This is a genomic window from Mycobacterium sp. 2-64, assembly GCF_035918375.1.
GTDB lineage: Bacteria > Actinomycetota > Actinomycetes > Mycobacteriales > Mycobacteriaceae > Mycobacterium > Mycobacterium intracellulare.
The window spans coordinates 3980147-4004346 of record NZ_CP142361.1; the positions used below are offsets into that span (position 1 = coordinate 3980147).

A 24200-nucleotide genomic window follows, 5' to 3' on the forward strand; every position below is an offset into this window, starting at 1 on the left:
ATACCGCAAGAGTTGCGGTCAACAGCGGTGACCTAATCGGCCAGAATGCGCCATTCGGCGGCCTCGTGCTGCTGGCGCCAGAATTCGTCGAAACGACCCCCCGCAGCGAGTAATTCGTCGACCGTGCCATCCTCGACCACCTGGCCGCTGTCGAGAAACAGGACGCGGTCGGCGTGGCTGATGCTCGCCAACCGATGCGCGACGATCACCTGGGTGCGCGATTGCGGGTCGGCGGTCAGCGCGTCGACCACGGCGGCCTCGTTCTCGGTGTCCAGTGCGCTGGTCGCCTCGTCTACCAGCAGTATCGGCGCGGGTTTGAGCAACGCGCGGGCGATGCTGACCCGCTGGCGTTCACCGCCCGAGAGCGCCGAACCGGCCTCGCCGACGACGGTGTCGGCGCCGTCGGGCAGCCGTGCGACGAGCTCGTCGACGCGGGCGAGCGCCACCGCGCGCGCGAACCGGTCGTCGTCGGCGCCGGGGTCCCCGGCGAAAACGTTGTCGCGGATGGACCCGTGGAACAGGTAGGGATGCTGGAACACGACGCTGCTCGCCGCCCGCCGGGCTTCGGCGTCCAGCGTCGCCGCGTCGACACCATCGATCAGCACCCGGCCGCGCGTGGGCTCGTGCAAGCCGGCGATCAGCGCCAGGATGGTGCTCTTGCCCGACCCGGACGGTCCGACGATCGCCGTTGTGCTTCCCGGCTCCAACGAGAAACTCACCCCGTCGAGCACCAGGTCGGTGGCGCCACCGACAGCTGGGTACCCGAACGTCACGTCGTCGAACTCGATACGCGGGGCCGTGCCGCCCGGCAGCGTCGCGGCGCCCGCGTTCATCAGCGGCGCGGTGAGCACCGAGCGAATGTTGTCGAGCGTGGCGCGGGTGCTCTCCAGCGCCGGCGCCAGCTCGCTGATCGTGGTGAACGGCTCGAGGTAGCGCACGATGACGACGATCAGTGCGATGGCCTCGGCCACCGACAGCGTTCCGTTCACCGTCAGCGCGGTGGTCGCCCCGGCCAGCAGGATCAGGGCCAGCTGGCTGGCGAGGCTGAACAGCAGCTGCCCCGGCACCTGCATGGAGAGCAGCCGCATGGTTGCGCCGTGTTGGGCGGCCAGCGCGTCGCCGACCATGCTCCTGGCCGGTTCGACGCGCCGCGCGGCGCGCAATGCCTGCTGGGTCCGGGCGAACTCGATGATCCGCTCGGTGAGCGCGCTGTTGGCCTCGGCCGCAGTGGAATCGGCGCGACGCGCCAGGCGCGCCGACGCCCACAGCGCGCCCAGCATCAGCGGCAGCCCGCCCAGCGCGGCCAGACCGAGTTGCCAGGAGACCGGCAGCAGGACGACCGCGATGGCGGCCGGCAGCAGCACGGCCGAGATCAACGGCGTGAGCAGGTTGACGACGAGGCCGACGAGTTCGGGGCCCGTCGCCGCGATCGCCTGCCGCGCCGTCGCGGTGTGCTCGGCGGTGAACCAATCCAGCCGCACACCGGGCAGTCGGTCGGCCACGTCATGCTGGCTGTGGTCCAGCACCGCGAAGCCCAAGTTGAAGCCGATGCGCGCCGTCGCGGTGTCGATCACCCAGCCGAGCGCGGTGGCGGCGGTCAGCCACCCCAGCCACACCATCGCGCGGTGTGGGGCCTCACTGAACAACGCGCCCACCAGGGGAACCAGCAGCACGGTGGCCACCGCCCGCACCACCACGGAGATCAACGCCAGCACCGTGTAGGCGACGACCCGGGTGCGCCGATCCGCCGGCACCAGGCTCAACCACGTGCGGATCATCGGGCACCCTCCCCGGCCGCGCCGGCGGCCACCTCATCGCGCTGGCCGCCCTCCCACAGGCGCCGATACCGGCCATCGGCGGCCAGCAACTCGTCGTGGGTGCCGCGCTCGACGACGCGGCCGTGGTCGAGCACGACGATCTGGTGGGCCCGGGTGATGGTGTGCAGCCGGTGCGCGATCACGAGCACGGTGCGGTCCTGTGTCAACCGGTTGAGCGCTTGCTGCACAAGGTATTCCGACTCCGGATCGGCGAACGCGGTGGCCTCGTCGAGGATGAGAACGCCGGTGCCGGCCAGGATCGCGCGGGCGATGGTGAGGCGCTGGCGCTCCCCGCCGGACAGGCCGCTCCCGGCGCCCAGCATGGTGTCGTAGCCGTCCGGCAGCCGCATGATCCGGTCGTGGATCTGCGCCTCGCGCGCCGCCCGTTCGATCTGCGCCGGGATGGCATCGGGAGCGGCCAGCGCGATGTTTTCCGCCACGGTGCCGTGCACCAACTGCGTCTCCTGCAGCACGAATCCGACCTGGGCGTACAGCTCGTCGGCGGTCATCGACCGGATATCTTGTCCCCCAACGCGTATCGAGCCCTGATCGACATCGTGGAACCGTGCCAGCAACGCGGCCAGCGTCGACTTGCCGGATCCCGACGGCCCCACCAGCGCTGTGACCGTGCCGGGGCACAGGGTCAGCGACACGTCGTGGATCACGGGAACGCCCGGACGGTAGCCGAAACTGACGTCGTCGAACACCACCGCCTTCGTCGGCTCCCCCTGGGCTTGGCCGTGATCGCGCACGGCGAGTTCGGCTTCGTCGAGCGTGTTCTGCAGGCGCCGGGCGGCCAACATGCCGGCGCGGATGCCGCCGAGGCCGTAGGCGATCCCGAGCAGGCGTGCGCCGAAGGTGGTTCCCAGCAACAAGAATGGCAACAGGTTGACCGGATCCATCCGGCCCCCGACCACCAGCAGGGTGCCGGTGGTCGCGATGAGCCACAGGAAGGTCGACGGCCGGGTGACCAGATCCATGAAGGTCTTCTTGCCGGCCAGTGGGCGCTGCCAGGCGACCAGGAAGCCGACGTATTCGTCCAGGCGGCGCCGGAAACTCGATGCGGCGGCACCACCGAAGACGCGGATCACCGGCTGACCCTCCAGGTAGGCGCCGGCCTCGCCGCTCATCGTCTCCGCCCAGCGCTGCGACTGCGGGATGCGCGGGCCCGATTGAATCGTCAGGGACGAGGTCAGCACCAGGTAGACCAGGACGGGCGCGAACAACACCAGCGCCACCCGCCAGTCGACCACGAACAGATAGACGAGCACCGCCACCGGCGCGACGGCCGCGGCCACCGCGTCCGGGATGGCATGGGTGACCAGGTAGTGCAGGGAGAGCGTGTCGTCCTGGAGCAGTTGCTTGATGGAACCCGATCCGCGCGCGGTGAACCAGCCCAGCGGCAGCCGAGACAGCTTGCGCAACAATCCCGTACGCAAATCGCGGGCGAATCGCGCGTCGACGACGTGGAGCCAGAGGGTGAGGGCCGCGCCCAGCAACGCCGCCAGGCCCAGCAACGACACCGCGGCGATGCCGACGTTCCACAGCCGGGACGCGGGCGCCCCGGACACCAGGAGGCGGGCGAGTTCGACCAGCAGCACGAACGGCGCCAGCTGCACCAGCGTGATGACCGCCTGCAACAGGCCCGACAGGATCAGCGCCCAGCGCAGCGGCGCGAGCAATCGGCCCGCGGCCTGGGCGCGCCAGTTTCCGCGCGACACCGGGGCGGGCGCCGTCTCGGGAACCTGCCGAGCCGACTCCAGTTGCGCCGCAACCTCTTCCGGGGCGACGGTGGGCGCCACGCTTTCGGAGCCCTCGGGCTCGTCACCGCGGCGGGTGCCCATCGCGCGCCCGGCGCTCCAGTACGCCTGGGCGTGCACCTCGGATTTCGGAAAGCCGAACTCGTCGCGCAGCCGGGTCCGCACCTGCTTGAGCGTCGTGGCCTCCGGCGTCGCCCACGCATACCAGTCGGACCAATCTCGGCTCTCGATCGCCGCCGCAAGCGATTTCTCGTCGCGGCGGGCGACCCAGTGCAGCCGCAGCCGCGGATGCTGTGCGATCGGGATCAGCGTGTCGTTGTCGTCGTGCTGTTCGAGGTACATCTCGATCGGGACGTCGTCCGGGACGACGCCGATGATCCCGTTCATCCCCGGAATGGACGCCGAATCGCCGATGAGCAGATACCCGGCCGGCTGCTCGCCGGGCATATCGAACCGCGACGAACCCATCAGTGCCATGACGGCGATCGTGGCGCCGGGCTGCACGGTGCGCGCCCACTGCGACGCCGGACCGGCCGGCTCGTGCAGCACGATGTCGACCGCGAAGCGTCCGGCCGCGACGTCGGCTTCCGAAATCGTGTAGGCGCGCTGAAACTCGGTCTTCGATCCGTCCGGATCGGGGAACCAGAACCGCAGCCATGCGGCCGGTTCGGCGTCCACGTCTTCGAACAGCGTGGGCGACGTCATGCGCACGCGCACGAAGTGCGGTGCGATCCGGACGGTTTCGACGACCGTCGCGGTGTGATCGCGCGCGCCGAAGCTGCGCAACATCACACCTTGGAATCCGCGTGCCATTAGCGGTCCTTTCTCGCGGCGCTCCGCGCCGGCGCGGAGCTGACGATCCGGCGGGATCACCGCCACGAGGCCACGGATCGGTGCGGCCGGCGAGGGCCGCACAAACTGTGAATTCGACACCTGCCACGATCCCGCGCGGGCGGCACCCCGCCGCGGATCACCGGCCACCCGGTCACGACTTGGTACGTTACCCCCACAAACTAAGGGTTGCCTTACCATAGGTCAACCTTGGGGCCCCGCCCACCTTCCGCGGCGTCAGTAACCTGGGAGACATGAGCGGTGAGTCGGCAGCCCCGGTCCTGCTGTACGACGGTGTCTGCGGGGTGTGCAATCGGGCGGTGCGCACGATCCTTCGCTTCGACCCCGCAGGTCCGCTGCGCTTTGCGGCCCTGCAGAGCGTCTTCGCCAAAGCGATCATCGAACGGCACCCCGAGATCGGCAACGTCGACTCGGTGGTGTTCGTCGACGACCCCGGACAGCCCTCGGAACGCGTGGCCGTCCGCTCAGCCGCCGCGTTGCGCGTCGCGGATTATCTCGGCGGGCTGTGGAAGGCGCTCGCGGTCGCCCGTCTCGTTCCGACCCCCGTGCGCGACTGGCTCTACGACAGGTTCGCCGCCATCCGCTATCGGGTCTTCGGCAAGTACGACAGCTGTCCGCTGCCGCCTCCGGAGGTTCGCGCCCGCTTCGTAGAGGACTGAGAACGCGTCAGTCCGTGGCGGCGCCGGCCGCCAGGTCCGCCTCGGATTCCCTGCGCTTGAGCTCGGCCAGCTTGCGGTCCTCGGCCGCGGCTTCGCGGTGCTTGAGCGCGGATTCGCGGTGCACGTCGCGGTGCGGCACCCCTTGTCGGACGACCCAGTCTTGGCTTTTGGCGACTCGCTCATGCTGGATCGCGGATTCCTCGAAGCTTCGTGCCGCGGACAGCCCCGCGCGAGCCGCGCGCTCGCGCGCCATGGCCACTCTGCGTTCGGCGAGTTCGACATCTTCTGCGGTGAAAGCGTTTTCGCCGGGTGGTGCCGGCTCGCGTCCGGTGGGCATGGCGTCTCCCTTGTGTCCTGTGAGTTCGATGTACCCCGCAGGACGGGTTTGACGCTTAGCCCGCTGAAAATTTCATTTCGAATGTTGACCAGTGCGGGCGGAGGGACTCGAACCCTCAAGCTCTTTCGAGCAATGGCACCTAAAACCATCGCGTCTGCCAATTTCGCCACGCCCGCGCGCCCGGCAATCGTATCGCCTGCGATATGTCCAACTTGTCCGCGACGGGCGCGCATTGACGCGCGGTACGGTCAAGGGGTGTCCACTACACACCGTCGCAGACCCGCGCTGATCGCTTTGGTGATCATCGCGGCGTGCGGCTGCCTGGCCCTGGGCTGGTGGCAGTGGACCAGGTTCCAATCGGTCTCCGGCTCGTTTCAGAACCTCGGCTATGCGTTGCAGTGGCCGCTGTTCGCGTGGTTCTGCGTGTACGCCTACCGCAAATTCGTGCGCTACGAAGAGGCACCACCCCCGCCGCGCAGCACCGAGGCCGTGACGGAGATCCCCGCCGGTCTGCTGCCCGACCGGCCCACGCCCCCGCCGCAGGCACCCGATGACCCGGCGCTGCGGGAGTACAACAAATACTTGGCCGAGCTGGCCGCGCAGGACGCCGAAAAACAAAAGAGGACAACCGCATGACCACACCGGAGACCCCGGGCGGTGCAGTGCCCGCCGTGCCCGTCGACAAGATCCGCACCGCCTTGCTCGGCTACCGGATCATGGCCTGGACGACGGGTCTGTGGCTCATCGCGCTGTGCTACGAGATCGTCTCGCACCTGGCGTTCGACCACGAGATCCGGTGGATCGAAGTGGTCCACGGCTGGGTGTATTTCATCTACGTGTTGACCGCCTTCAACCTGGCGATCAAGGTGCGCTGGCCGATCGGCAAGACGGTCGGTGTGCTGTTGTCGGGGACGATCCCGCTGTTGGGGATCATCGTCGAGCACTTCCAAACCCGGGACGTCAAAGCCCGATTCGGCTTGTAAGCCACATACGCCACACCCGTCCCTGCCGGGGACGGGACCCGCAATGCCCACCTCCTAGCGACAACGCGCGCGCACGACGGGTTGTCGCTAGGAGGTGGGCATTTCGCCTGTCACCCCGCGCCGCGACTGGTGTGACGAATGTTGCGAATGCCTCGCACGCCGGGGATTCAGCCCGCGGACCGGGCCAGCGTTTCAAGCGACGGCAACAGCAGTTGCAGCGCGCGACCGCGATGCGAGACCGCGTCCTTCTCGCTCGGGCTGAGCTCGGCCGCCGTGCGCTCGTACCCGTTGGGCACGAACACGGGGTCATACCCGAAACCGCCATCGCCGCGCGGTTCCCGGGCGATGCTGCCGGGCCATTCGCCCCGGACGACGACCTCGCCCGCCCCCGACACCAGCGCGCAGGCGGACACGAACGCCGCGCCGCGCCGTTCGTCTTGCACGTCGCGCATTTGCGCCAGCAACAAGGCGGTGTTGCCGGCGTCGTCGCCGTGGTTGCCCGACCAGCGCGCCGACAGCACCCCCGGCATGCCGTTGAGCGCGGCCACCTCTAGTCCGGAATCGTCTGCCACGCTTGGCAACCCGCTCGCGGTGAACGCGTCGCGCGCCTTGGCCAACGCGTTCTCCTCGAAGGTCGCGCCCGTCTCCGGCGCTTCCTCGAACGGGGCGACGTCGTCGAGCGACACCAACGTCAAGCCCGTCAGACCGGCGGCGTCGAGCACCCGGCGCAGCTCGGCCAGCTTCTTCGGGTTGCGGCTGGCGACCAGCAGGCGTGACGAGTGCAAGCGCGGCGGGTCGTCACCATCAGGCACGGTCAGCTGCCGAACGCCTTCGGCGCCGGAGCCCCCTCGGGGAGCTCACCGGGGTATGGCTGCGCCAACGCCTCGCGCTGGGCGGCGAACAACTTGTCGCAGGCGGCCAGCGCCACGTCGAGCAGCTTGTCCAGCGTCGAACGCGGGAAGGTCGCGCCCTCACCGGTTCCCTGAACCTCGACGAGGGTGCCGGTATCGGTGGCGACGACGTTCATGTCCACCTCGGCGCGGGCGTCCTCCTCATAGGGCAGGTCCACCCGGACCCTGCCGTCGACCACTCCGACGCTGACCGCCGCGATGGCGCACGACAACGGGCGCGGATCCGACAGCTTGCCCGCCGCCCCGAGATACGTCACCGCATCGGCGAGCGCCACGAATGCGCCCGTGATGGCCGCGGTGCGGGTTCCCCCGTCGGCCTGCAACACGTCACAATCGACGGCAATTGTGTTCTCCCCCAACGCCGCCAGGTCGATGCACGCCCGCAGCGAGCGTCCGATCAGCCGGCTGATCTCCTGGGTGCGCCCCGACAGCCGCCCCTTCACCGATTCGCGGTCGGAGCGCGTGTGGGTCGCCGACGGCAACATCGCGTACTCCGCCGTCAGCCACCCCAGCCCCGAACCCTTGCGCCAGCGCGGCACACCCTCGGTCACGCTGGCGGTGCACATGACCTTGGTGTGGCCGAATTCGATCAGCACCGAACCGGCTGGGTGGTCAGTGAAACCGCGGGTGATGACGACGGGCCGAAGCTCGTCGTCGAGGCGGCCGTCTTCTCGTCTCGTCACGACGCAACCCTAACGTGGAGTGTCAGACCCTCTCGGAGCGGCGGATATCGAACGTCTCACCGCACACCACCGCATGCACGGGACCATCGAACTCGGCCTTGGCCTCGCTGATCACGTCCTCCCGCGAGGTCCACGGCGGGATGTGCGTCAGCAGCAATTCGTGAACGCCGGCCTCGGCCGCGGCCCGGCCGGCCTCGGTCCCCGACAGATGCAGCGCGGGCGGCCGGTCCGCCGAATGCGTCCAAGACGCCTCGCATAGAAAAACGTCGGCGCCGCGGGCCAGCTCGACGAGCTGATCGCAGACACCGGTGTCACCGCTGTAGACAAACGACGCGCCGGAGGAATCGGTGATCCGCAATCCGTAGGACTCGGTCGGGTGGGCCACTACCCGCGGCGTCACCGTCAGCTCACCGATCGTCACCGGCTCGCCGTCGACCCAGTGACGAACGTCGAAGATGTCCGAGCAGTCGTCGATCTCGCCGCCGTAGGGTGAGGACGCCGCGCCCAGCCGCGACCAGGTGTCGCCGGGGCCATACAGCAACGCCTTACCGAGCGGGCGCGTCGGGTGATAGCGCCGCCATACAAACAGTCCGGGCAAATCCAGGCAGTGGTCGGCGTGTAAGTGCGACAACAGCACGTGCACGGAACCGGGGTCGGCATAGCGCTGCAGTGCGCCGAGAACACCCCCGCCGAAGTCGATGACCAATGGCGGAGTGTCCGGTGCCCGGAGCAGATAACCCGACGCAGGCGAATCCGGACCCACCACGCTGCCCGAGCAGCCGAGCACGGTTATTCGCACGGACACTACTGTGCCATGCCCGACAGGGCCATGACGAAAACATGGCCGCTTTGGTGTGACGAGAATCTCGCCCGGTCGTCAATCAACGCGCACCTGATGAACGGGCTGAACTCCGGACACGGCGGGACCGAGGAATCGCGCCGCCAATCTGGTGAATGCGTCGGGGTCGCCGGTGGCTTCGAAGACGCGAGTCGCGGGCGGCGCATCATGCGGGCGAAGCAGGTCTCGCTCGGTGAGCACCCGCAGCACCTCTTTGGCGGTCTCCTCCGCGCTGGACACCAGCGTCACGTGCTCACCCATGGCCAGTTGAATGAGTCCCGACAACAACGGGTAGTGCGTGCATCCGAGCACCAGCGTGTCCACCTGCGCGCGCTGCAGCGGCTCCAGGTAGCCCTCGGCCAACCCGAGCACCTGACGCCCGCTGGTCACGCCGCGCTCGACGAAGTCGACGAACCGCGGGCAGGCCACCGCGGTGATCTCGGTGTCGCGGGCGGCCGCGAACGCGTCCTGATAGGCATGCGAGTTGATGGTCGCCTGGGTGCCGATGACGCCGATCCGTCCGTTGCGGGTGGTCGCGACCGCGCGGCGCACCGCGGGCAGGATCACCTCGACGACGGGCACGTCGTAGCGTTCGCGGGCGTCGCGCAGGCAGGCCGCGGATGCCGTGTTGCAGGCGATGACCAACGTCTTGACGCCGCGGCCCACGAGGTCGTCGCCGATGGCCAACGCGTGCGCCCGAACTTCGGGGATCGTCAGCGGGCCGTAGGGCCCGTGGCCGGTGTCGCCGACGTAGATGATGTCCTCGTCGGGCAGCTGATCGATGATCGCCCGCGCGACGGTGAGCCCCCCGACGCCGGAGTCGAAGACCCCGACGGGCGCCAGTGGTCCGCTCATGTCTTCCGGCGCGGCGACGCGGTGCCGGCCGTCCTTTTCGACCGGGCCTTGCGTTCCGGGGCGGACAACAAATAGGCGGCCACGACGCCGGCGATCGCACCGCACAGATGCGCTTGCCAGGACACGCCCCCGCAGAGTCCGAGCACCGGCATGGCGCCGAGCAGGACGCCGCCGTAGGCGAACATCACGACCAGCCCGATGACGATGTTGGACACCCGGCGCACGAATATCCCGAACACCAGCAAGAAGGCCAGCCAGCCGAAAATCAGGCCGGAAGCCCCGATGTGGTCGGTGGGGCCGCAGCTGCTGCCGACGTCACCGATGAGCCAGGTGCCCAAACCACCGAGGATCCATACGATGGCGGTCGCCCACACGAACCGGGACAGCCCCGCCAGCGTCATGAGGAAACCCAGCACGAGCAGCGGCACCGTGTTGGCCATCAGGTGCTCCCAGCTCGCGTGCAAGAGCGGGGAGAAGACGATGCCCCACAGGCCGTCGAGCTCGAGGGGCCGGATGCCGTTGGCATCCAGCGAGTGCCGGGTCATCTGGTCGACCAGCTCGACGAAGTAGAGCAACACGACGAAGGTGAGGATCGTGGCGGCGCCCACCATCGGCGTGGACCGCTTCTTCTCCTGGGCGGCGGGTGCCCTCGGAGCGGTCTTACCCATAGCTGCCCTTCCAGCGCGTTTCCGGCATCGTCCAGGCTACCGGCGCGGCGGGCGGATTCCTCATCGGCCGAGTGCGCCGGGCAGCACGTCGCGGTAGCTCGGGATCCCGGCGATCGAGTCGGCGGCCAGCACCCCGCCCAGCACCGCTCGCGCCAGGCAATCGGCCGCCGCGATGCCGACCTCGGTGACCAGCCGCGTCTCGGGGGAGAACGCGGCCGGCACCGGCTTTGAACTGGGCGACGGGGGCTCGACCTCGACCGCCCCGGTGGCCAGGACGAACACCGCGTCCCCGTCGACCGGCGTGTGGGCCGGCCGGATGCTGCGGGCCAGGCCGTCGTGGGCCGAGATGGCCACCCGACGGCACGCCGCCGGGCTCAGGGCGGCGTCGGTGGCCACCACCGCGATGACGGTGTTGAGCGGTTCCTCCAGCGGGTCCGACGGGGACGGCAGCCGGGCGAAGGCGCCGATCTGCTCGGGCGGCGGCGGAGAGAGTCCGAACTCGTGGGCCAAGTCCGCCATCCACGGCAACCCGGTCGCCCGGTCGGCGACCTCGCCCGCGGCGTTCACCACGGCCAGCGCGCCGACGGTCACACCGCTCGGCAGCGCCGTCGAGGCGGTCCCGACGCCGCCCTTCAGCGCCCCGGCCCGGGCCCCCACCCCGGCGCCGACGTTGCCCACGCCCATCGCCGCACCTTCTTGCACGGCGGCCGCGCAGGCCAGGTAGCCGAACTCGTCCGTCGGGCGGCGCTGCCAGCCGCCGACCGGCAGATCGAAGATCACCGCTGCCGGCACGATGGGCACCACGCCCCCACCCATCGCCACGCCGCGTTCCTGTTCTTCCAGCCAGTGCATGACGCCGTCGGCGGCCGCCAGGCCGTAGGCGCTGCCCCCGGCGAGCAGCACCGCGTCCACGAACCGCACCGTGTTGGCGGGGTCGAGCAGATCGGTCTCGCGGGTTCCGGGCGCCCCGCCGCGGCAATCGACCGCACCGACGGTCCCCGGGGGCGGGAGCACCACGGTGACGCCGCACGCCCAGCCCGCGCCCAACGAGGCGTCGGGGTCCAATCGCTGGTAGTGGCCGACGCGGATCCCTCCGACGTCGGTGATCGCGCCCACCGCGGTCACCGGGACCCCATCAGCACCAACACCAGGTACTCCTGCAGGACCGTCAGCCACTGGTAGACGTCGAAGTGCACGGCCAGCGGATGATCGGCCGGCAGCCGCTCGGGGCCCTCGGGTCCGACCTCGAGCCTGACGCCCAACGTCAGCCGGATGTCGTTGACCGCCCCAATCCAACAGTTCGCGTCTTCCTCGCTCAGCTCGAACCGGCCGCCGTCCTCGGGGACCGTGCTCAGCAACCGCTGTGCCGCAACGCGTTTGGCGTCGACGATGCCCGGCTCGTGCAGGCTGCGCAGCGCGGCGTTCAGGCTGTCCGCGGAATCTGCAGGCGCGGTGTCCTGGTCGTCGTTTCGGTAGAAGTCCGGCAGCAGCCGGCGCAGGGTGGGGTCTTTGGGCGGTTCGGCGTTGCCGGTCTTGATGCCGGTGATTTCTTCGAGTTCGTCTGCCGGCGAAGAGGATTCACGCTCGTCGAGTAAACCGATCATCGCGGTGGCGAGGTTCTTCAGCAGTGCCGCCTCATGGGACGCCAGGGCCGACCGGAAACGTGGACCGTCCGCGGTCTCGACGCGCTTCCATTTGCGCACAGGGAATCGCCAGCGCCTCGATCGTCAGCGGTCCTGCTGCAGCGTCGCCCACAAACCGGCGGCGTGCAGCTTGGACACATCGGCTTCCATGGACTCCCGGCTACCGGCGGACACCACGGCCTTTCCTTCGTTGTGCACCTGCAGCATCAGTTTGGTGGCATGCGGCTCGCTGTAGCCGAACAACTTCTGGAACACGTATGTCACGTACGTCATCAAGTTGACCGGGTCATCCCAGACGATCGTGACCCAGGGACTCGCCGTGACCTCGACCGGCGCGGACTCGCGTTGTCCTGTAGTGCCCGGCTTAGTGGGCGCTGACATAACAACCATGGCCTACACGATACCGAGGGATGCACGACGTTTCCGAGCCCGCGGGGCAGCCGATACCGTTATGGAATGAACGACTCGGTCGTCACCGGGCTGCTGACCGACAAGTACGAGTTGACGATGCTGGCGGCGGCGCTGCGGGACGGCAGAGCCAATCGCCGCACCACCTTCGAGCTTTTTGCGCGCCGTCTTCCCGAGGGACGCCGTTACGGCGTGGTCGCCGGAACCGGCCGGCTGCTCGAGGCGCTGCCGCAGTTCACCTTCGATGACGAGGCCTGCCGGTCGCTCGGGCAATTCCTCGATCCAGATACGTTGCGGTACTTGCGCGATTTTCGGTTCGGCGGCGATATCGACGGCTACGCCGAGGGCGAGCTGTACTTCCCCGGATCCCCGGTGCTGTCGGTGACCGGGACGTTCGCCGAGTGCGTGGTGCTCGAAACGCTGGCGCTGTCAATTTTCAATCACGACACCGCGGTCGCGTCGGCCGCCGCGCGGATGGTGAGTGCGGCCAGGGGACGACCGCTGATCGAGATGGGGTCACGGCGAACCCACGAACAGGCGGCGGTCGCCGCGGCCCGCGCCGCCTACATCGCCGGCTTCGCCGCGTCCTCCAATCTGGAGGCTCAGCGCTGCTACGGAATACCGGCCGAGGGCACCTCCGCGCACGCGTTCACCATGCTGCACGCGCGCGCCGACACCCCCGCGGAGTCGACCGAATTGGCGGCCTTTCGGGCGCAGGTCGAGGCGCTCGGCGTCGACACCACCCTGCTGGTGGACACCTACGACGTGACGGCCGGCGTGGCCAATGCGGTGGCCGCCGCCGGCACCGGGCTCGGTGCCGTGCGCATCGACTCCGGCGAGCTGGGCGTGCTGGCCCGCCAGGTGCGCCAGCAGCTCGACGACCTGGGCGCCACCGGGACCCGCATCGTGGTCTCCGGTGACCTCGACGAGTTCTCCATCGCCGCATTGGCAGCCGAGCCGGTGGACAGTTACGGCGTCGGCACGTCGCTGGTGACCGGCTCGGGCGCACCCACCGCGAACATGGTGTACAAGCTCGTCGAAGTGGACGGCCTGCCGGTGCAGAAGCGCAGCAGCCACAAGGAGTCCCACGGCGGACACAAAGAGGCACTGCGCACCGCGCGCAGCTCCGGCACCATCACCGAGGAGATCCTGTACCCAGCCGGTCGTCAGCCCGACGTCGATGAACCGGCCCGGGTGTTGACCGTCCCGCTGGTCCGCGGCGGGGAGCTGGTGTCCAAACCGAACCTCGCCGCGGCGCGCGAGCTGGTAGCTTCCGGGCTGCGCAGTCTGCCGTGGGAGGGGCTGAACCTGTCGCACGGCGAACCCGCGGTCACGACGACGCAGATCCGCGCCTGAGCAAGGGAGTGACCACGTCCGACGTGTCCGTGCACGAGCTGCTGGCCACCGCCGTGGCCGCGCTCGGCGGCAGTGAACGCAGCGGCCAACAGGAGATGGCCGACGCGGTGGCGCGGGCCTTCGCCACCGACGAACACCTCGTCGTACAGGCCGGCACCGGCACCGGCAAGTCGCTCGCCTATCTGGTGCCCGCGATCGTGCACGCCCTGGACGACGACTCCCCCGTCGTCGTGTCGACGGCCACCATCGCGCTGCAACGCCAGCTCGTCGATCGCGATCTGCCCCGGCTCATCGATGCGCTGGCCGACGCGCTGCCGCGCCGCCCGCAGTTCGCGCTGCTCAAAGGCCGACGAAACTATCTGTGTCTCAACAAGATTCACAACGGCGGGGCGGCCGACGGTGACGACGTCGACGGGCGGCCGCAAGAGGAACTCTTCAACCCCATGGCGGTCAGCGCCCTGGGCCGCGACGTGCAACGGCTCACCGAGTGGGCGTCGACCACCGAATCCGGTGACCGCGACGATTTGAAGCCGGGCGTGCCCGACCGGTCCTGGTCTCAGGTCAGCGTTTCCGCGCGGGAATGCCTCGGGGTGGCCCGCTGCCCGTTCGGCACCGAGTGCTTCTCCGAGCGGGCCAGGGGCCTGGCCGGCCGTGCCGACGTCGTGGTCACCAACCACGCGCTGCTGGCCATCGACGCGGTCGCCGAATCCGCGGTGCTGCCCGAGCACGCGCTGCTGGTGGTCGACGAGGCGCACGAGTTGGTGGACCGGGTGACGTCCGTGGCCACCGCGGAGTTGACGTCGGCCGCGCTCGGGGTCGCCTCGCGGCGGATCGGCAGGTTGGTGAGCCCGGAACTGGTCCAGCGCCTCGACGCGACGACCGCCAACTTCGCGGCGGCGATCCACGACGGCACGCCGGGGCGCATCGACCGCCTCGACGAGGACCTGGCGACGTACCTGACCGCGCTGCGCGACGTCGCCACCGCGGCGCGTTCGGCGATCGACACCACGAACGACGCCAAGGCGGCGGCGGCCCGCGCCGAAGCGGTCGCCGCGCTCAGTGAGATTTCGGAGACGGCGTCGCGGGTGCTCGCCTCGTTCGGGCCGGCCATCCCCGACCGCACCGACGTGGTGTGGCTGGAACACGAGGAGAACCGGGGTGCACCGCGCCCGGTGTTGCGGGTGGCCCCGCTCTCGGTCGCCGGGCTACTTCGCCGACGCGTGTTCTCGCGTTCGACGGTTGTGTTGACATCGGCGACGCTGACGATCGGCGGCTCCTTCGACGCCATGGCCGCGGCGTGGGGCCTGACCGCTCCCACGAGCGACGACGGCGGCGACGCACGCTGGCGCGGCCTCGACGTCGGCTCGCCGTTTCAGCATGCCAAGGCCGGCATCCTGTACGTGGCCGCGCACCTGCCGCCGCCCGGGCGCGACGGCGTCGGCTCGGCCGAGCAGCTGGCCGAGATCGCCGAGCTCATCACCGCCGCCGACGGGCGCACCCTGGGCCTGTTCTCGTCGATCCGGGCGGCCCGCGCGGCCGCCGAGGCCATGCGCGAACGGCTGTCGACACCGGTGTTGTGCCAGGGCGACGACAGCACGTCGGCGCTGGTCGAGCAGTTCAGCGCCGACCCGCAGACCTCGCTGTTCGGCACCCTGTCGCTGTGGCAGGGCGTCGATGTGCCCGGGCCGTCGCTGTCGCTGGTGCTGATCGACCGCATCCCGTTCCCCCGCCCCGACGACCCCCTGCTGGGGGCGCGCCAGCGGGCGGTCGCCGCGCGCGGCGGCAACGGCTTCATGGCCGTCGCGGCCAGCCACGCGGCGCTGCTGCTGGCGCAGGGCTCCGGCCGGCTGTTGCGCCGCGTGACCGACCGCGGGGTGGTCGCGGTGCTCGACTCGCGCATGGTCACCGCCGGCTACGGCGGCTACCTGCGGGCCTCGCTGCCGCCGTTCTGGCAGACCACCAACGGGGCGCAGGTGCGTGAGGCGCTGCAGCGGCTGCGGACAGCAGAGGACTCGCAAGAAGGCCTGTCCGCCTGAGCGTTCCGGCTACCGGGCCAGGGTGACCAGACCGAGCTCGTTGCTGGCGGCCAGCATCGGATGGCGGGGCAGCACGCGCACGGTGTATCCCACCGATCCCGCCAGCGGCAGCGGTGTGGTCGTCGAGAACACCTGGTTGCCGCCCTCGGCGGTGCCGGTGTACGACATCTCGACGGTAATCGGCTCCAGCAGCGCATCGCCGGCGTCGACGCGGCCGACCACCGCCTGGACCGTGACCTCGTCGGGCGCCAGCCCGGCCAGCTGCACGGTGGCAGTCAGGGTCAGCTTCGAGCCGAGCACCGGACTGTCCGGCAGGCCGGTGCTGTCGACGTCGGTGATCACGATCTTCGGCCAGGCCTCGTAGGCGCGCCGGCGATAGGCGGCCAGCTCGCGGGCGGCGCCGAACTCGCCGCCGCCGTCGGCGGGCGCGAGCGTCTTGCGCAGCGATTGCGCCGCGGGCGTGTAGTACTGCTCGACGTAGTCGCGCACCATGCGGGAAGCCAGGACCTTCGGGCCGAGCGTCTGCAGGGTGTGGCGCACCATTTCGATCCAGCGCGGCGGTACCCCGTGCTGGTCGCGCTCGTAGAACTTCGGTGCCACGGCTTCTTCCAGCAGCCGATACAGCGCGCTGGATTCCAGGTCGTCGCGGCGCTCCGCGTCGGCCACGCCGTCGGCAGACGGTATCTCCCAACCGTTTTCGCCGTCGTACCATTCATCCCACCAGCCATCGCGGATGGACAGGTTCAGCCCGCCGTTGAGTGCGCTCTTCATTCCCGAGGTGCCGCAGGCCTCCAACGGGCGCAGCGGGTTGTTCAACCAGACGTCGCAGCCCCAATAGAGCAGCCTGGCCATGGACATGTCGTAGTCGGGCAAGAACGCGATGCGGTGGCGCACCTGCGGCCGGTCGGCAAAACGCACCACCTGCTGGATCAAGGCCTTGCCGCCGTCGTCCGCCGGGTGCGACTTACCGGCGACGATCAGCTGGATCGGCCGTTCGCTGTCCAGCAGCAGCTGCTCCAGCCGATCCGGATCGTGCAGCATCAGCGTCAACCGCTTGTACGTCGGCACCCGCCGGGCGAACCCGATGGTCAGCACTTCCGGATCGAAAGCTGTTGCTATCCAACCCAATTCGGCGTCTGAGGCGCCGCGTTCCAACCACGAGCGCCGCAGCCGGCGCCGCACGTCGTCGACCAGCAGGGACCTCAGTTGCGAACGAATCCACCACAGGTGACCCGCATCGACCTGCTGCAGGCGCAACCACACGCCCGGATCGCTGAACGAATCCGACCCGGCCAGCTCGTAGCCCAGCTGCAGCCACTGCGGCGCCGCCCAGGTGCGCGCGTGCACCCCGTTGGTGATCGACCCGATCGGCACCTCCCCGGGGTCGAATCCGGGCCACAGCTCGTTGAACATCGCCCGGCTCACCCGGCCGTGCAGCGACGAGACCCCGTTGGCCCGCTGGGCCAGGCGCAGACCCATGTGCGCCATGTTGAATTTCGTCGGGTCGTCCTCGGCGCCGAGCGCCAGGATTCGCGCCGTCGGCACCCCCGGCAGCAACACGGGCGCGCTCGTCGCGTCGGCCGCCGTGCCGTCGCCGCCGGATGCCGATTCGTCGGCAAGATGGTCGTCGAAGTACAGCCGCACCATGTCGATGGGGAAACGGTCGATGCCCGCGGGCACCGGGGTGTGGGTGGTGAACACGGTGCTCGAGCGCACGACCGCCAGCGCGGTGTCGAAGTCCAACGCCGCGCCCGTCATCAGCTCGCGAATGCGCTCCGCGCCCAGGAACCCGGCGTGCCCCTCGTTCATGTGGAACACCTCGGGCGCGGGCAGGCCGTGGATGGCGGTGTAGGCGCGGATCGCCCGCACGCCGCCGATGCCGGCCAGGATCTCCTGCCTCATCCGGTGTTCCTGATCGCCGCCGTACAGGCGGTCGGTGACACCCCGCAGATCGTGCTCGTTCTCGGGGACGTCGGAATCGAGCAGGAGCAGCGGGACCCTGCCCACCTGCGCGACCCAGATCCGGGCGTGCAGCTGCGCGGAGTCCGGCAGCATCAGCTCAACCAGGGCGGGGTCGCCGGTGGCATCGGTCAGCAACCGCAACGGCAGCCCCTGCGGGTCCAGCGACGGGTAGTTCTCGTGCTGCCACCCGTCGGCGGTCAGCGACTGCCGGAAGTAGCCGGACCGGTAGTAGAGCCCCACCGCGACCAACGGCACGCCCAGATCGGATGCGGACTTCAGGTGGTCACCGGCGAGGATGCCCAAGCCGCCGGAGTAGTTGGGCAGCACCTCGGCGATGCCGAACTCCATCGAGAAGTAGGCGATGGCGGCCGGCATTTCGGCGCCGTGGTCCTGCTGTTGCTGGTACCACAGCGGGCGGTTGAGGTAATCGTTCAATTCGGCGGTCAGCTCGTCGAGCCGGCGAAGGAAGGTCTCGTCGATCGCCAATTCGTCGAGTCGCGCCGGCTTGACCGCCCCCAGCAACGCCACCGGATCGCAGCCGCATCGCTGCCACAGGTCCGGGTCGATGCTCGCGAAAAGGTCCTGGGTCGGCGTGTCCCATGACCATCGCAAGTTGGTCGAGAGCTGGTCCAGCGCGGTCAAACGCTCGGGAAGGTGAGCACGGACGGTAAACCGGCGGAGGGCTTTCACGCGTCCCTACCTTACTGAGGATTCCGGCCCGCGCACGGCGGCGCGAAAGACCGCTTTTCGTTCGCTTTCCGTGGCGGGGTGTGACCGAAGACTAGGGTGGGTATCGGTTAGTTATCGGGGTCGCAACGATGCTTCCCCGCACAGAAAGTTCCCCACGACAGGAAGTTTCCCGACGAGCGGCGTTCCGCGCGGAGCACACCCCGGACTGGCCGCACACAATCTGGATCGCTCCCGGTGACGATGCGGCCCGCGGCGCGGGGCGCGGAGGAAGCGGGAAAATCGGAACGGAGTGGTGGTGCCCGGTCGTGTCGAGATCGATAACGTCCAGCCGGTCGTTTCCTGTGGCGCGTTTCCCGCGAAAGCCGTGGTCGGCGAGGTCGTGCCGGTCAGCGCCGCGGTGTGGCGGGAAGGCCACGAAGCCGTGGCCGCAACCCTGGTCGTGCGCTACCTCGGGCCGGGCTATCCGCAAGTCACCGAGACCCGGCGGGTCAAAGCGGTTCAGGCTCCGGCAAAGCCGGTGACCGACCGCGACGGCAAGGTCGACCAGCAAAAGGTCAAGCCGCTGGCGCTGCCGATGACGATGGGTCTGGAACCCTATGTGTTCCACGGCCAGTTCACCCCCGACCAGGTGGGGCTGTGGACCTTCCGCGTCGAGGGGTGGGGCGACCCGATCCACACCTGGCGGCACGGGCTGGTCGCCAAACTGGACGCCGGTCAGGGTGAGAAGGAACTGTCCAACGATCTTCTGGTAGGCGCCGGGTTGTTCGAACGCGCCGCGAGTGAGGTGCCGCGCGCCCGGCGCGAACCGCTGCTGGCCGCCGCCGCGGCGCTGCGCACCCCCGGGGACCCGGTCACCCGAACGGCGCTGGCGCTCGGGCCGGAGATCGAGGAAATCCTGGCGGAGCACCCGCTTCGCGACTTCGTCACGCGCGGCGAGCAGTACAGCGTCTGGGTGGACCGGCCGTTGGCCCGGTTCGGCTCCTGGTATGAGATGTTTCCCCGCTCGACCGGCGGATGGGACGCCGACGGCAACCCCGTGCACGGCACATTCGCCACCGCAACCGCCGCGCTCGGGCGCATCGCGGCGATGGGGTTCGACGTCGTCTACCTGCCGCCGATCCATCCGATCGGCAAGATACATCGCAAGGGGCGCAACAACTCCCCCACCGCCGCTCCGACAGATGTGGGTTCTCCCTGGGCGATCGGCAGCGATGAGGGGGGCCATGACGCCGTCCACCCGGATTTGGGCACCATCGAGGACTTCGACGCGTTCGTCGCCGCGACACGCGAATTGGGCATGGAGGTGGCGCTGGACCTGGCGCTGCAATGCGCGCCGGACCATCCCTGGGCGCGTAACCACCGCAACTGGTTCACCGAATTGCCCGACGGCACCATCGCCTACGCGGAGAACCCGCCCAAGAAGTACCAGGACATCTATCCGATCAACTTCGACAACGACCCGGCCGGCCTCTACGACGAGGTGCTGCGCGTGGTCCGGCACTGGATGGACCACGGCGTCAAGGTCTTTCGCGTCGACAACCCGCACACCAAGCCGCCGGACTTCTGGGCGTGGTTGATCGCCGCGGTCAAGGCCATCGACCCCGACGTGCTGTTTCTCTCCGAGGCCTTCACGCCGCCGGCCCGCCAGTACGGGCTGGCCAAACTGGGCTTCACGCAGTCGTACAGCTACTTCACCTGGCGCACGGCGAAGTGGGAGCTGACCGAATTCGGTAACGAGATCGCCGCTTTGGCCGACTTCCGCCGGCCCAACCTGTTCGTCAACACCCCCGACATCCTGCACGCCATCTTGCAGCACAACGGGCCCGGGATGTTCGCCATCCGTGCGGTGCTGGCCGCGACGATGGGACCGGCCTGGGGCGTGTATTCGGGATACGAGCTGTTCGAGCATCGCGCGGTGCGCGAAGGCAGCGAGGAGTACCTGGACTCCGAGAAGTACGAGTTGCGGCCTCGCGATTTCGCGGGTGCGCTCGCCGAGGGACGCTCGCTTGAGCCATTCATCACGCAGCTCAACGCGATTCGCCGACTCCACCCGGCCCTCGAGCAGCTGCGCACCATCCATTTCCACAGCGTCGACAACGACGCGCTGCTCGCCTACAGCAAGTTCGACCCGGCCACCGGCGACTGCGTGTTGGTGGTGGTGACGCTCAACGCCTTCGGCCCCGAGGAAGCGACCCTGTTTTTGGATATGGCCGCACTGGGTATGGAGCCCTACGAGCGCTTTTGGGTGCGCGACGAGATCACCGGCCAGGAATTCCAATGGGGACAAGCCAATTACGTTCGCATCGATCCCGGGCAGGCGGTCGCGCACATCATCAACATGCCGCGCGTACCGCATGACGCTCGAATGACGCTGCTGCGCAGGCATTGACACCAGACATGAAACGGACCGGAGGCGAAAGGGACATGAGCCAAGCCGACCAACTCGCTCGGACGCACCTGGCGCCCGACCCCGCCGACCTGTCGCGCCTGGTCGCCGGCACGCACCACAACCCGCACGGCGTGCTGGGGGCCCACGAATACGGCGACCACACCGTCATTCGGGCGTACCGGCCCCACGCGGTCGAGGTCGTCGCGATCGTCGGCGACGACCGATTCCCGATGCAGCACGTCGAGTCCGGGCTGTTCGCCGTGGCGCTGCCGTTCACCAACCTGATCGACTATCGGCTCCAGATCACCTACGAGGGCGCCGACCCCTACGTCGTCGCCGACGCCTACCGTTTCCTGCCCACCCTCGGCGAGGTCGACCTTCATCTATTCGCCGAAGGGCGCCACGAGCGCCTCTGGGAAGTCCTTGGCGCGCATCCTCGCTCGTTCACCACGGCCGACGGCGTGGTCAACGGGGTGTCGTTCGCAGTGTGGGCGCCCAACGCCAAGGGCGTCAGCCTGATCGGCGAGTTCAACGGCTGGACCGGCAACGACGCCCCGATGCGGGTGTTGGGCTCCTCGGGCGTGTGGGAGCTGTTCTGGCCCGGCTTCCCGCTCGAGGGGCTGTACAAGTTTCGCGTTCATGGCGCCGACGGAGTGGTCACCGAACGCGCCGACCCCATGGCCTTCGCCACCGAGGTGCCGCCGCACACGGCCTCCCGGGTGACGCGCAGCAAGTACACCTGGGAAGACGCGGACTGGATGACGCAGCGCGCCGGGCGCAACCCGGTGTTCGAGCCGATGAGCACCTACGAGGTTCACCTGGGTTCATGGCGACCCGGGCTCAACTACCGCCAGTTGGCCCGCGAGCTGACGGATTACGTTGTGGAGCACGGATTCACCCACGTCGAGCTGCTCCCGGTCGCCGAACATCCCTTCGCCGGATCCTGGGGATACCAGGTGACGTCGTACTACGCCCCGACGTCCCGGTTCGGCACCCCGGACGAATTCCGGGCCCTGGTCGACGCCCTGCACCAGGCCGGTATCGGCGTGCTGGTGGACTGGGTGCCGGCACACTTCCCGAAGGACGCGTGGGCGCTGGCCCGCTTCGACGGCACCCCGCTTTACGAACATTCCGACCCGCAACGCGGTGAGCAACTCGACTGGGGCACCTACGTTTTCGACTTCGGTCGCCGTGAGGTACGCAACTTCCTGGTGGCCAACGCCTTGTTCTGGCTCGAAGAATTTCACATCGATGGACTACGTGTGGACGCGGTCGCGTCGATGCTGTACCTGGATTACTCCCGCCCCGAAGGCGGCTGGACGCCGAACATCTACGGCGGGCGGGAGAACTTGGAGGCGGTCCAGTTCCTGCAGGAGATGAACGCCACGGCGCACAAGAGCGCCCCGGGCATCGTCACCATCGCCGAGGAGTCGACCTCCTGGCCCGGGGTCACCCGGCCGACAAACCTTGGCGGCCTGGGCTTTTCAATGAAGTGGAACATGGGCTGGATGCATGACACGCTCGACTACATCAGCCGCGATCCGATCTATCGGAGCTATCACCACCACGAGATGACGTTCTCGATGCTTTATGCGTTCAGCGAGAACTACGTGCTGCCGATCAGCCATGACGAGGTGGTCCACGGCAAGGGAACGCTATGGGGACGCATGCCGGGCAACAATCACGTCAAGGCCGCCGGCCTGCGCAGCCTGCTCGCCTACCAGTGGGCGCACCCGGGCAAGCAATTGCTGTTCATGGGCCAGGAATTCGGCCAGCGCGCCGAGTGGTCCGAAGAGCGCGGTCTGGATTGGTGGCAGCTCGACGAGCAGGGATTCTCCAACGGCGTCCTGCGCATGGTGCGCGACATCAACAACATCTACCGCAGCCACCCGGCGCTGTGGAGCCAAGACACCGTGCCCGACGGCTACTCCTGGATCGACGCCAACGACTCGGGCAACAACGTCTTGAGCTTCCTGCGTTACGGCAAGGACGGCTCGGTGATGGCGTGCGTGTTCAATTTCGCCGGTGCCGAGCACGGCGGCTACCGGCTGGGCCTGCCGTCGGCGGGGCGGTGGCGCGAGGTGCTCAACACCGACGCCACCGTCTACAACGGTTCGGGGGTCGGGAACATGGGCGGTGTCGATGCCACCGAAGACCCGTGGCACGGGCGCCCGGCCTCGGCGGTGCTGGTGTTGCCGCCCACGTCGGCGCTGTGGCTGGAACCGGAGTAGGGCCCCTGAACCCATCGCCGAACGTGGACTAGTTGCGCGATTTCGGCGCTGTTGGCGCCAACAACTCGACCTTCGTAGCCGATTTCGCGTCAGTACAGCGCGTTGGCGAGGTTGCGTCGCCCGACGACGACCTCGGGATCGGCCGGGTCGAACAGTTCGAACAGCTCCACCAGGCGGGTGCGCACCAACGCGCGATCATCGCCGGATGTGCTGCGCACCAAGGCGATCAGTCGCTCGAACGCGGCGGCGACCTCTTGGTTGAGGATCTGCACGTCGGCGGCCGCGAGGGCGGCTTCGATGTCGGTCGGCGCCGCGTCGGCGACCGCGACGGCGTCCGGGCGCTGGGCGGTCGCGCGCGTCAGGAACTCGATCTGGCGGATCGCGCCCTTGGCCTCCGCGCTGGCCGGGTTGGCATCCAGGATCGACTGATAGGACGCCTTGGCGGCCTCAAAGTCACCGTCCTCCAGCTGCTGGCGCGCCGCGGCCAGCTCGGGGTCGACGACGTCGGGTTCCGCGGAACCCGTTGCGCCCCTAAGCTTCCCGGCGGTCGCGGAGAGGATTTGGTCCAGCCAGCCGCGCAGTTGCTCGGCCGGCTGCACGCCTTGGAAACTCGAGATCGGCTGCCCGGCCGCCAAGGCCACCACGGTGGGGACGGCGTCGACGCCGAAGATCTGGGCGACCCTGGGCGCGACATCGACATTGACGGAGGTCAGCGACCATTTGCCGTTGTCCTGGCCGGACAGCCCGGACAGCGTGTCGAGGAGCTGGACGCACGCGTCGCTGCGCGGCGACCACAGCAACACGACGACCGGCACTTCCTCGGACCGCAGCAGAACCTCGGCCTCGAAGTTGGCCTCGGTGACCGCGGTGATGCCACCCCCCTCGGTGGTCGGGGGCGTGGGCCCTCCCGGAGCGGCGCCGGGCGACTGGGCGCGCTGCTTGAGACCGGACAGATCGACAGCACCGGTCAGTGCGGGGCCGATGGAAGGTCGCGGACGCGTCACGCCGTCAAGTTTGTCATGCGCGCGGGCTACCGATCCACCCGGTGGCGGCGCCGCTTGGGCACGGCCGGGACGGGGCCGAAAATCCTCTCAAAAAGGGGCGTGATCGGCCCGTATGACG

20 protein-coding genes and 1 tRNA gene are annotated in these 24200 nt (G+C 69.0%); 7 read left to right on the forward strand and 14 right to left on the reverse strand.

From position 1 onward, the window contains the following. Positions 1 to 32: 32 nt before the first annotated feature. Both QGN31_RS18465 and QGN31_RS18470 read right to left on the reverse strand, forming a co-directional pair. Complete coding sequence (locus QGN31_RS18465; protein WP_014941520.1) at positions 33 to 1778, reverse strand: ABC transporter ATP-binding protein; 1746 nt, start codon at positions 1776 to 1778, stop codon at positions 33 to 35. Continuing rightward, positions 1775 to 4390 carry an ABC transporter ATP-binding protein/permease gene (locus QGN31_RS18470; RefSeq protein WP_043955645.1) on the reverse strand — a complete coding sequence of 872 codons (2616 nt, stop codon included), beginning with the start codon at positions 4388 to 4390 and terminating at the stop codon, positions 1775 to 1777. Before QGN31_RS18470 ends, QGN31_RS18465 begins: the two co-directional genes overlap by 4 nt. Positions 4391 to 4662: 272 nt before the next feature. Between QGN31_RS18470 and QGN31_RS18475 the strand changes: the two genes are divergently transcribed. After that, on the forward strand, positions 4663 to 5088 hold the full coding sequence (locus tag QGN31_RS18475) for a thiol-disulfide oxidoreductase DCC family protein (protein ID WP_014941518.1): 426 nt from the start codon (positions 4663 to 4665) through the stop codon (positions 5086 to 5088). A 7-nt stretch (positions 5089 to 5095) separates the two neighbouring features. Here the strand turns inward: QGN31_RS18475 and QGN31_RS18480 are convergent, their stop codons facing one another. Next, positions 5096 to 5425 (reverse strand): hypothetical protein, encoded by a 330-nt coding sequence (locus QGN31_RS18480; protein WP_009952855.1) that lies wholly within the window; start codon positions 5423 to 5425, stop codon positions 5096 to 5098. Positions 5426 to 5517: 92 nt separating this feature from the next. Further along, a tRNA-Leu gene (locus tag QGN31_RS18485) sits at positions 5518 to 5601 on the reverse strand. Positions 5602 to 5680: 79 nt separating this feature from the next. Between QGN31_RS18485 and QGN31_RS18490 the strand changes: the two genes are divergently transcribed. Together QGN31_RS18490 and QGN31_RS18495 are read left to right on the forward strand one after the other, a co-directional pair. Beyond that, a complete protein-coding gene (locus QGN31_RS18490; protein ID WP_043954613.1) occupies positions 5681 to 6061 on the forward strand; it encodes a hypothetical protein in 381 nt (126 codons plus the stop codon). After that, on the forward strand, positions 6058 to 6408 hold the full coding sequence (locus tag QGN31_RS18495; RefSeq protein WP_009952852.1) for a DUF3817 domain-containing protein: 351 nt from the start codon (positions 6058 to 6060) through the stop codon (positions 6406 to 6408). The genes QGN31_RS18490 and QGN31_RS18495 overlap by 4 nt, the downstream gene beginning before the upstream one ends. 167 nt (positions 6409 to 6575) lie before the next feature. Here the strand turns inward: QGN31_RS18495 and rdgB are convergent, their stop codons facing one another. The 8 genes from rdgB to clpS form a co-directional block, all read right to left on the reverse strand. After that, entirely contained in the window at positions 6576 to 7193 is a 618-nt protein-coding gene (gene rdgB / locus QGN31_RS18500) for an RdgB/HAM1 family non-canonical purine NTP pyrophosphatase (RefSeq protein ID WP_014941516.1), read from the reverse strand. A gap of 29 nt (positions 7194 to 7222) precedes the next feature. Beyond that, on the reverse strand, positions 7223 to 8002 hold the full coding sequence (gene rph, locus QGN31_RS18505) for a ribonuclease PH (protein ID WP_008254891.1): 780 nt from the start codon (positions 8000 to 8002) through the stop codon (positions 7223 to 7225). Between the two features lie 22 nt (positions 8003 to 8024). Continuing rightward, positions 8025 to 8807: a cyclic nucleotide-degrading phosphodiesterase gene (locus QGN31_RS18510; RefSeq protein ID WP_008254889.1), complete on the reverse strand. Its 783-nt coding sequence runs from the start codon at positions 8805 to 8807 to the stop codon at positions 8025 to 8027. 72 nt (positions 8808 to 8879) lie between these two features. Next, a complete protein-coding gene (gene murI, locus QGN31_RS18515) occupies positions 8880 to 9695 on the reverse strand; it encodes a glutamate racemase (RefSeq protein WP_014941515.1) in 816 nt (271 codons plus the stop codon). After that, entirely contained in the window at positions 9692 to 10363 is a 672-nt protein-coding gene (locus tag QGN31_RS18520; RefSeq protein ID WP_043954610.1) for a rhomboid family intramembrane serine protease, read from the reverse strand. Before QGN31_RS18520 ends, murI begins: the two co-directional genes overlap by 4 nt. 60 nt (positions 10364 to 10423) lie before the next feature. Next, the gene (locus tag QGN31_RS18525; RefSeq protein ID WP_043955644.1) at positions 10424 to 11479 is read right to left on the reverse strand and encodes a P1 family peptidase; all 1056 of its coding nucleotides are present in this window, start codon (positions 11477 to 11479) and stop codon (positions 10424 to 10426) included. Positions 11480 to 11484: 5 nt separating this feature from the next. Beyond that, the gene (aosR, locus tag QGN31_RS18530; RefSeq protein WP_014941512.1) at positions 11485 to 12066 is read right to left on the reverse strand and encodes an oxidative stress transcriptional regulator AosR; all 582 of its coding nucleotides are present in this window, start codon (positions 12064 to 12066) and stop codon (positions 11485 to 11487) included. Between the two features lie 24 nt (positions 12067 to 12090). Continuing rightward, on the reverse strand, positions 12091 to 12396 hold the full coding sequence (gene clpS, locus QGN31_RS18535; RefSeq protein WP_026071508.1) for an ATP-dependent Clp protease adapter ClpS: 306 nt from the start codon (positions 12394 to 12396) through the stop codon (positions 12091 to 12093). Positions 12397 to 12462: 66 nt separating this feature from the next. Between clpS and QGN31_RS18540 the strand changes: the two genes are divergently transcribed. Continuing rightward, positions 12463 to 13770 carry a nicotinate phosphoribosyltransferase gene (locus tag QGN31_RS18540; RefSeq protein ID WP_014941511.1) on the forward strand — a complete coding sequence of 436 codons (1308 nt, stop codon included), beginning with the start codon at positions 12463 to 12465 and terminating at the stop codon, positions 13768 to 13770. Between the two features lie 8 nt (positions 13771 to 13778). Beyond that, positions 13779 to 15806 (forward strand): ATP-dependent DNA helicase, encoded by a 2028-nt coding sequence (locus tag QGN31_RS18545; RefSeq protein ID WP_014384084.1) that lies wholly within the window; start codon positions 13779 to 13781, stop codon positions 15804 to 15806. 9 nt (positions 15807 to 15815) lie between these two features. Here the strand turns inward: QGN31_RS18545 and glgP are convergent, their stop codons facing one another. Next, positions 15816 to 18458, reverse strand: a complete 2643-nt coding sequence (gene glgP, locus QGN31_RS18550) for an alpha-glucan family phosphorylase (RefSeq protein WP_009955335.1) — start codon at positions 18456 to 18458, stop codon at positions 15816 to 15818. Positions 18459 to 18753: 295 nt separating this feature from the next. Here glgP and QGN31_RS18555 point away from each other — a divergent pair, with 295 nt between their 5' ends. Both QGN31_RS18555 and glgB read left to right on the forward strand, forming a co-directional pair. Then, positions 18754 to 20847, forward strand: coding sequence for an alpha-1,4-glucan--maltose-1-phosphate maltosyltransferase (locus tag QGN31_RS18555; protein ID WP_201405983.1), 2094 nt, complete (start codon positions 18754 to 18756; stop codon positions 20845 to 20847). Positions 20848 to 20882: 35 nt separating this feature from the next. After that, complete coding sequence (gene glgB, locus QGN31_RS18560) at positions 20883 to 23078, forward strand: 1,4-alpha-glucan branching protein GlgB (protein WP_036458470.1); 2196 nt, start codon at positions 20883 to 20885, stop codon at positions 23076 to 23078. Between the two features lie 89 nt (positions 23079 to 23167). Here glgB and QGN31_RS18565 read toward each other — a convergent pair whose 3' ends face one another. After that, positions 23168 to 24082, reverse strand: coding sequence for a tetratricopeptide repeat protein (locus QGN31_RS18565; RefSeq protein ID WP_008254864.1), 915 nt, complete (start codon positions 24080 to 24082; stop codon positions 23168 to 23170). Between the last annotated feature and the right edge of the window lie 118 nt (positions 24083 to 24200).

Excerpts from the sequence above, each read along its gene's own strand:
- QGN31_RS18465 (WP_014941520.1), bottom strand. The coding sequence starts at position 1,778 with ATGATCCGCACGTGGTTGAGCCTGGTGCCGGCGGATCGGCGCACCCGG.
- QGN31_RS18470 (WP_043955645.1), bottom strand. The coding sequence starts at position 4,390 with ATGGCACGCGGATTCCAAGGTGTGATGTTGCGCAGCTTCGGCGCGCGC.
- QGN31_RS18475 (WP_014941518.1), top strand. The coding sequence starts at position 4,663 with ATGAGCGGTGAGTCGGCAGCCCCGGTCCTGCTGTACGACGGTGTCTGC.
- QGN31_RS18480 (WP_009952855.1), bottom strand. The coding sequence starts at position 5,425 with ATGCCCACCGGACGCGAGCCGGCACCACCCGGCGAAAACGCTTTCACC.
- QGN31_RS18495 (WP_009952852.1), top strand. The coding sequence starts at position 6,058 with ATGACCACACCGGAGACCCCGGGCGGTGCAGTGCCCGCCGTGCCCGTC.
- murI (WP_014941515.1), bottom strand. The coding sequence starts at position 9,695 with ATGAGCGGACCACTGGCGCCCGTCGGGGTCTTCGACTCCGGCGTCGGG.
- QGN31_RS18520 (WP_043954610.1), bottom strand. The coding sequence starts at position 10,363 with ATGGGTAAGACCGCTCCGAGGGCACCCGCCGCCCAGGAGAAGAAGCGG.
- clpS (WP_026071508.1), bottom strand. The coding sequence starts at position 12,396 with ATGGTTGTTATGTCAGCGCCCACTAAGCCGGGCACTACAGGACAACGC.
- QGN31_RS18540 (WP_014941511.1), top strand. The coding sequence starts at position 12,463 with ATGAACGACTCGGTCGTCACCGGGCTGCTGACCGACAAGTACGAGTTG.
- glgB (WP_036458470.1), top strand. The coding sequence starts at position 20,883 with ATGAGCCAAGCCGACCAACTCGCTCGGACGCACCTGGCGCCCGACCCC.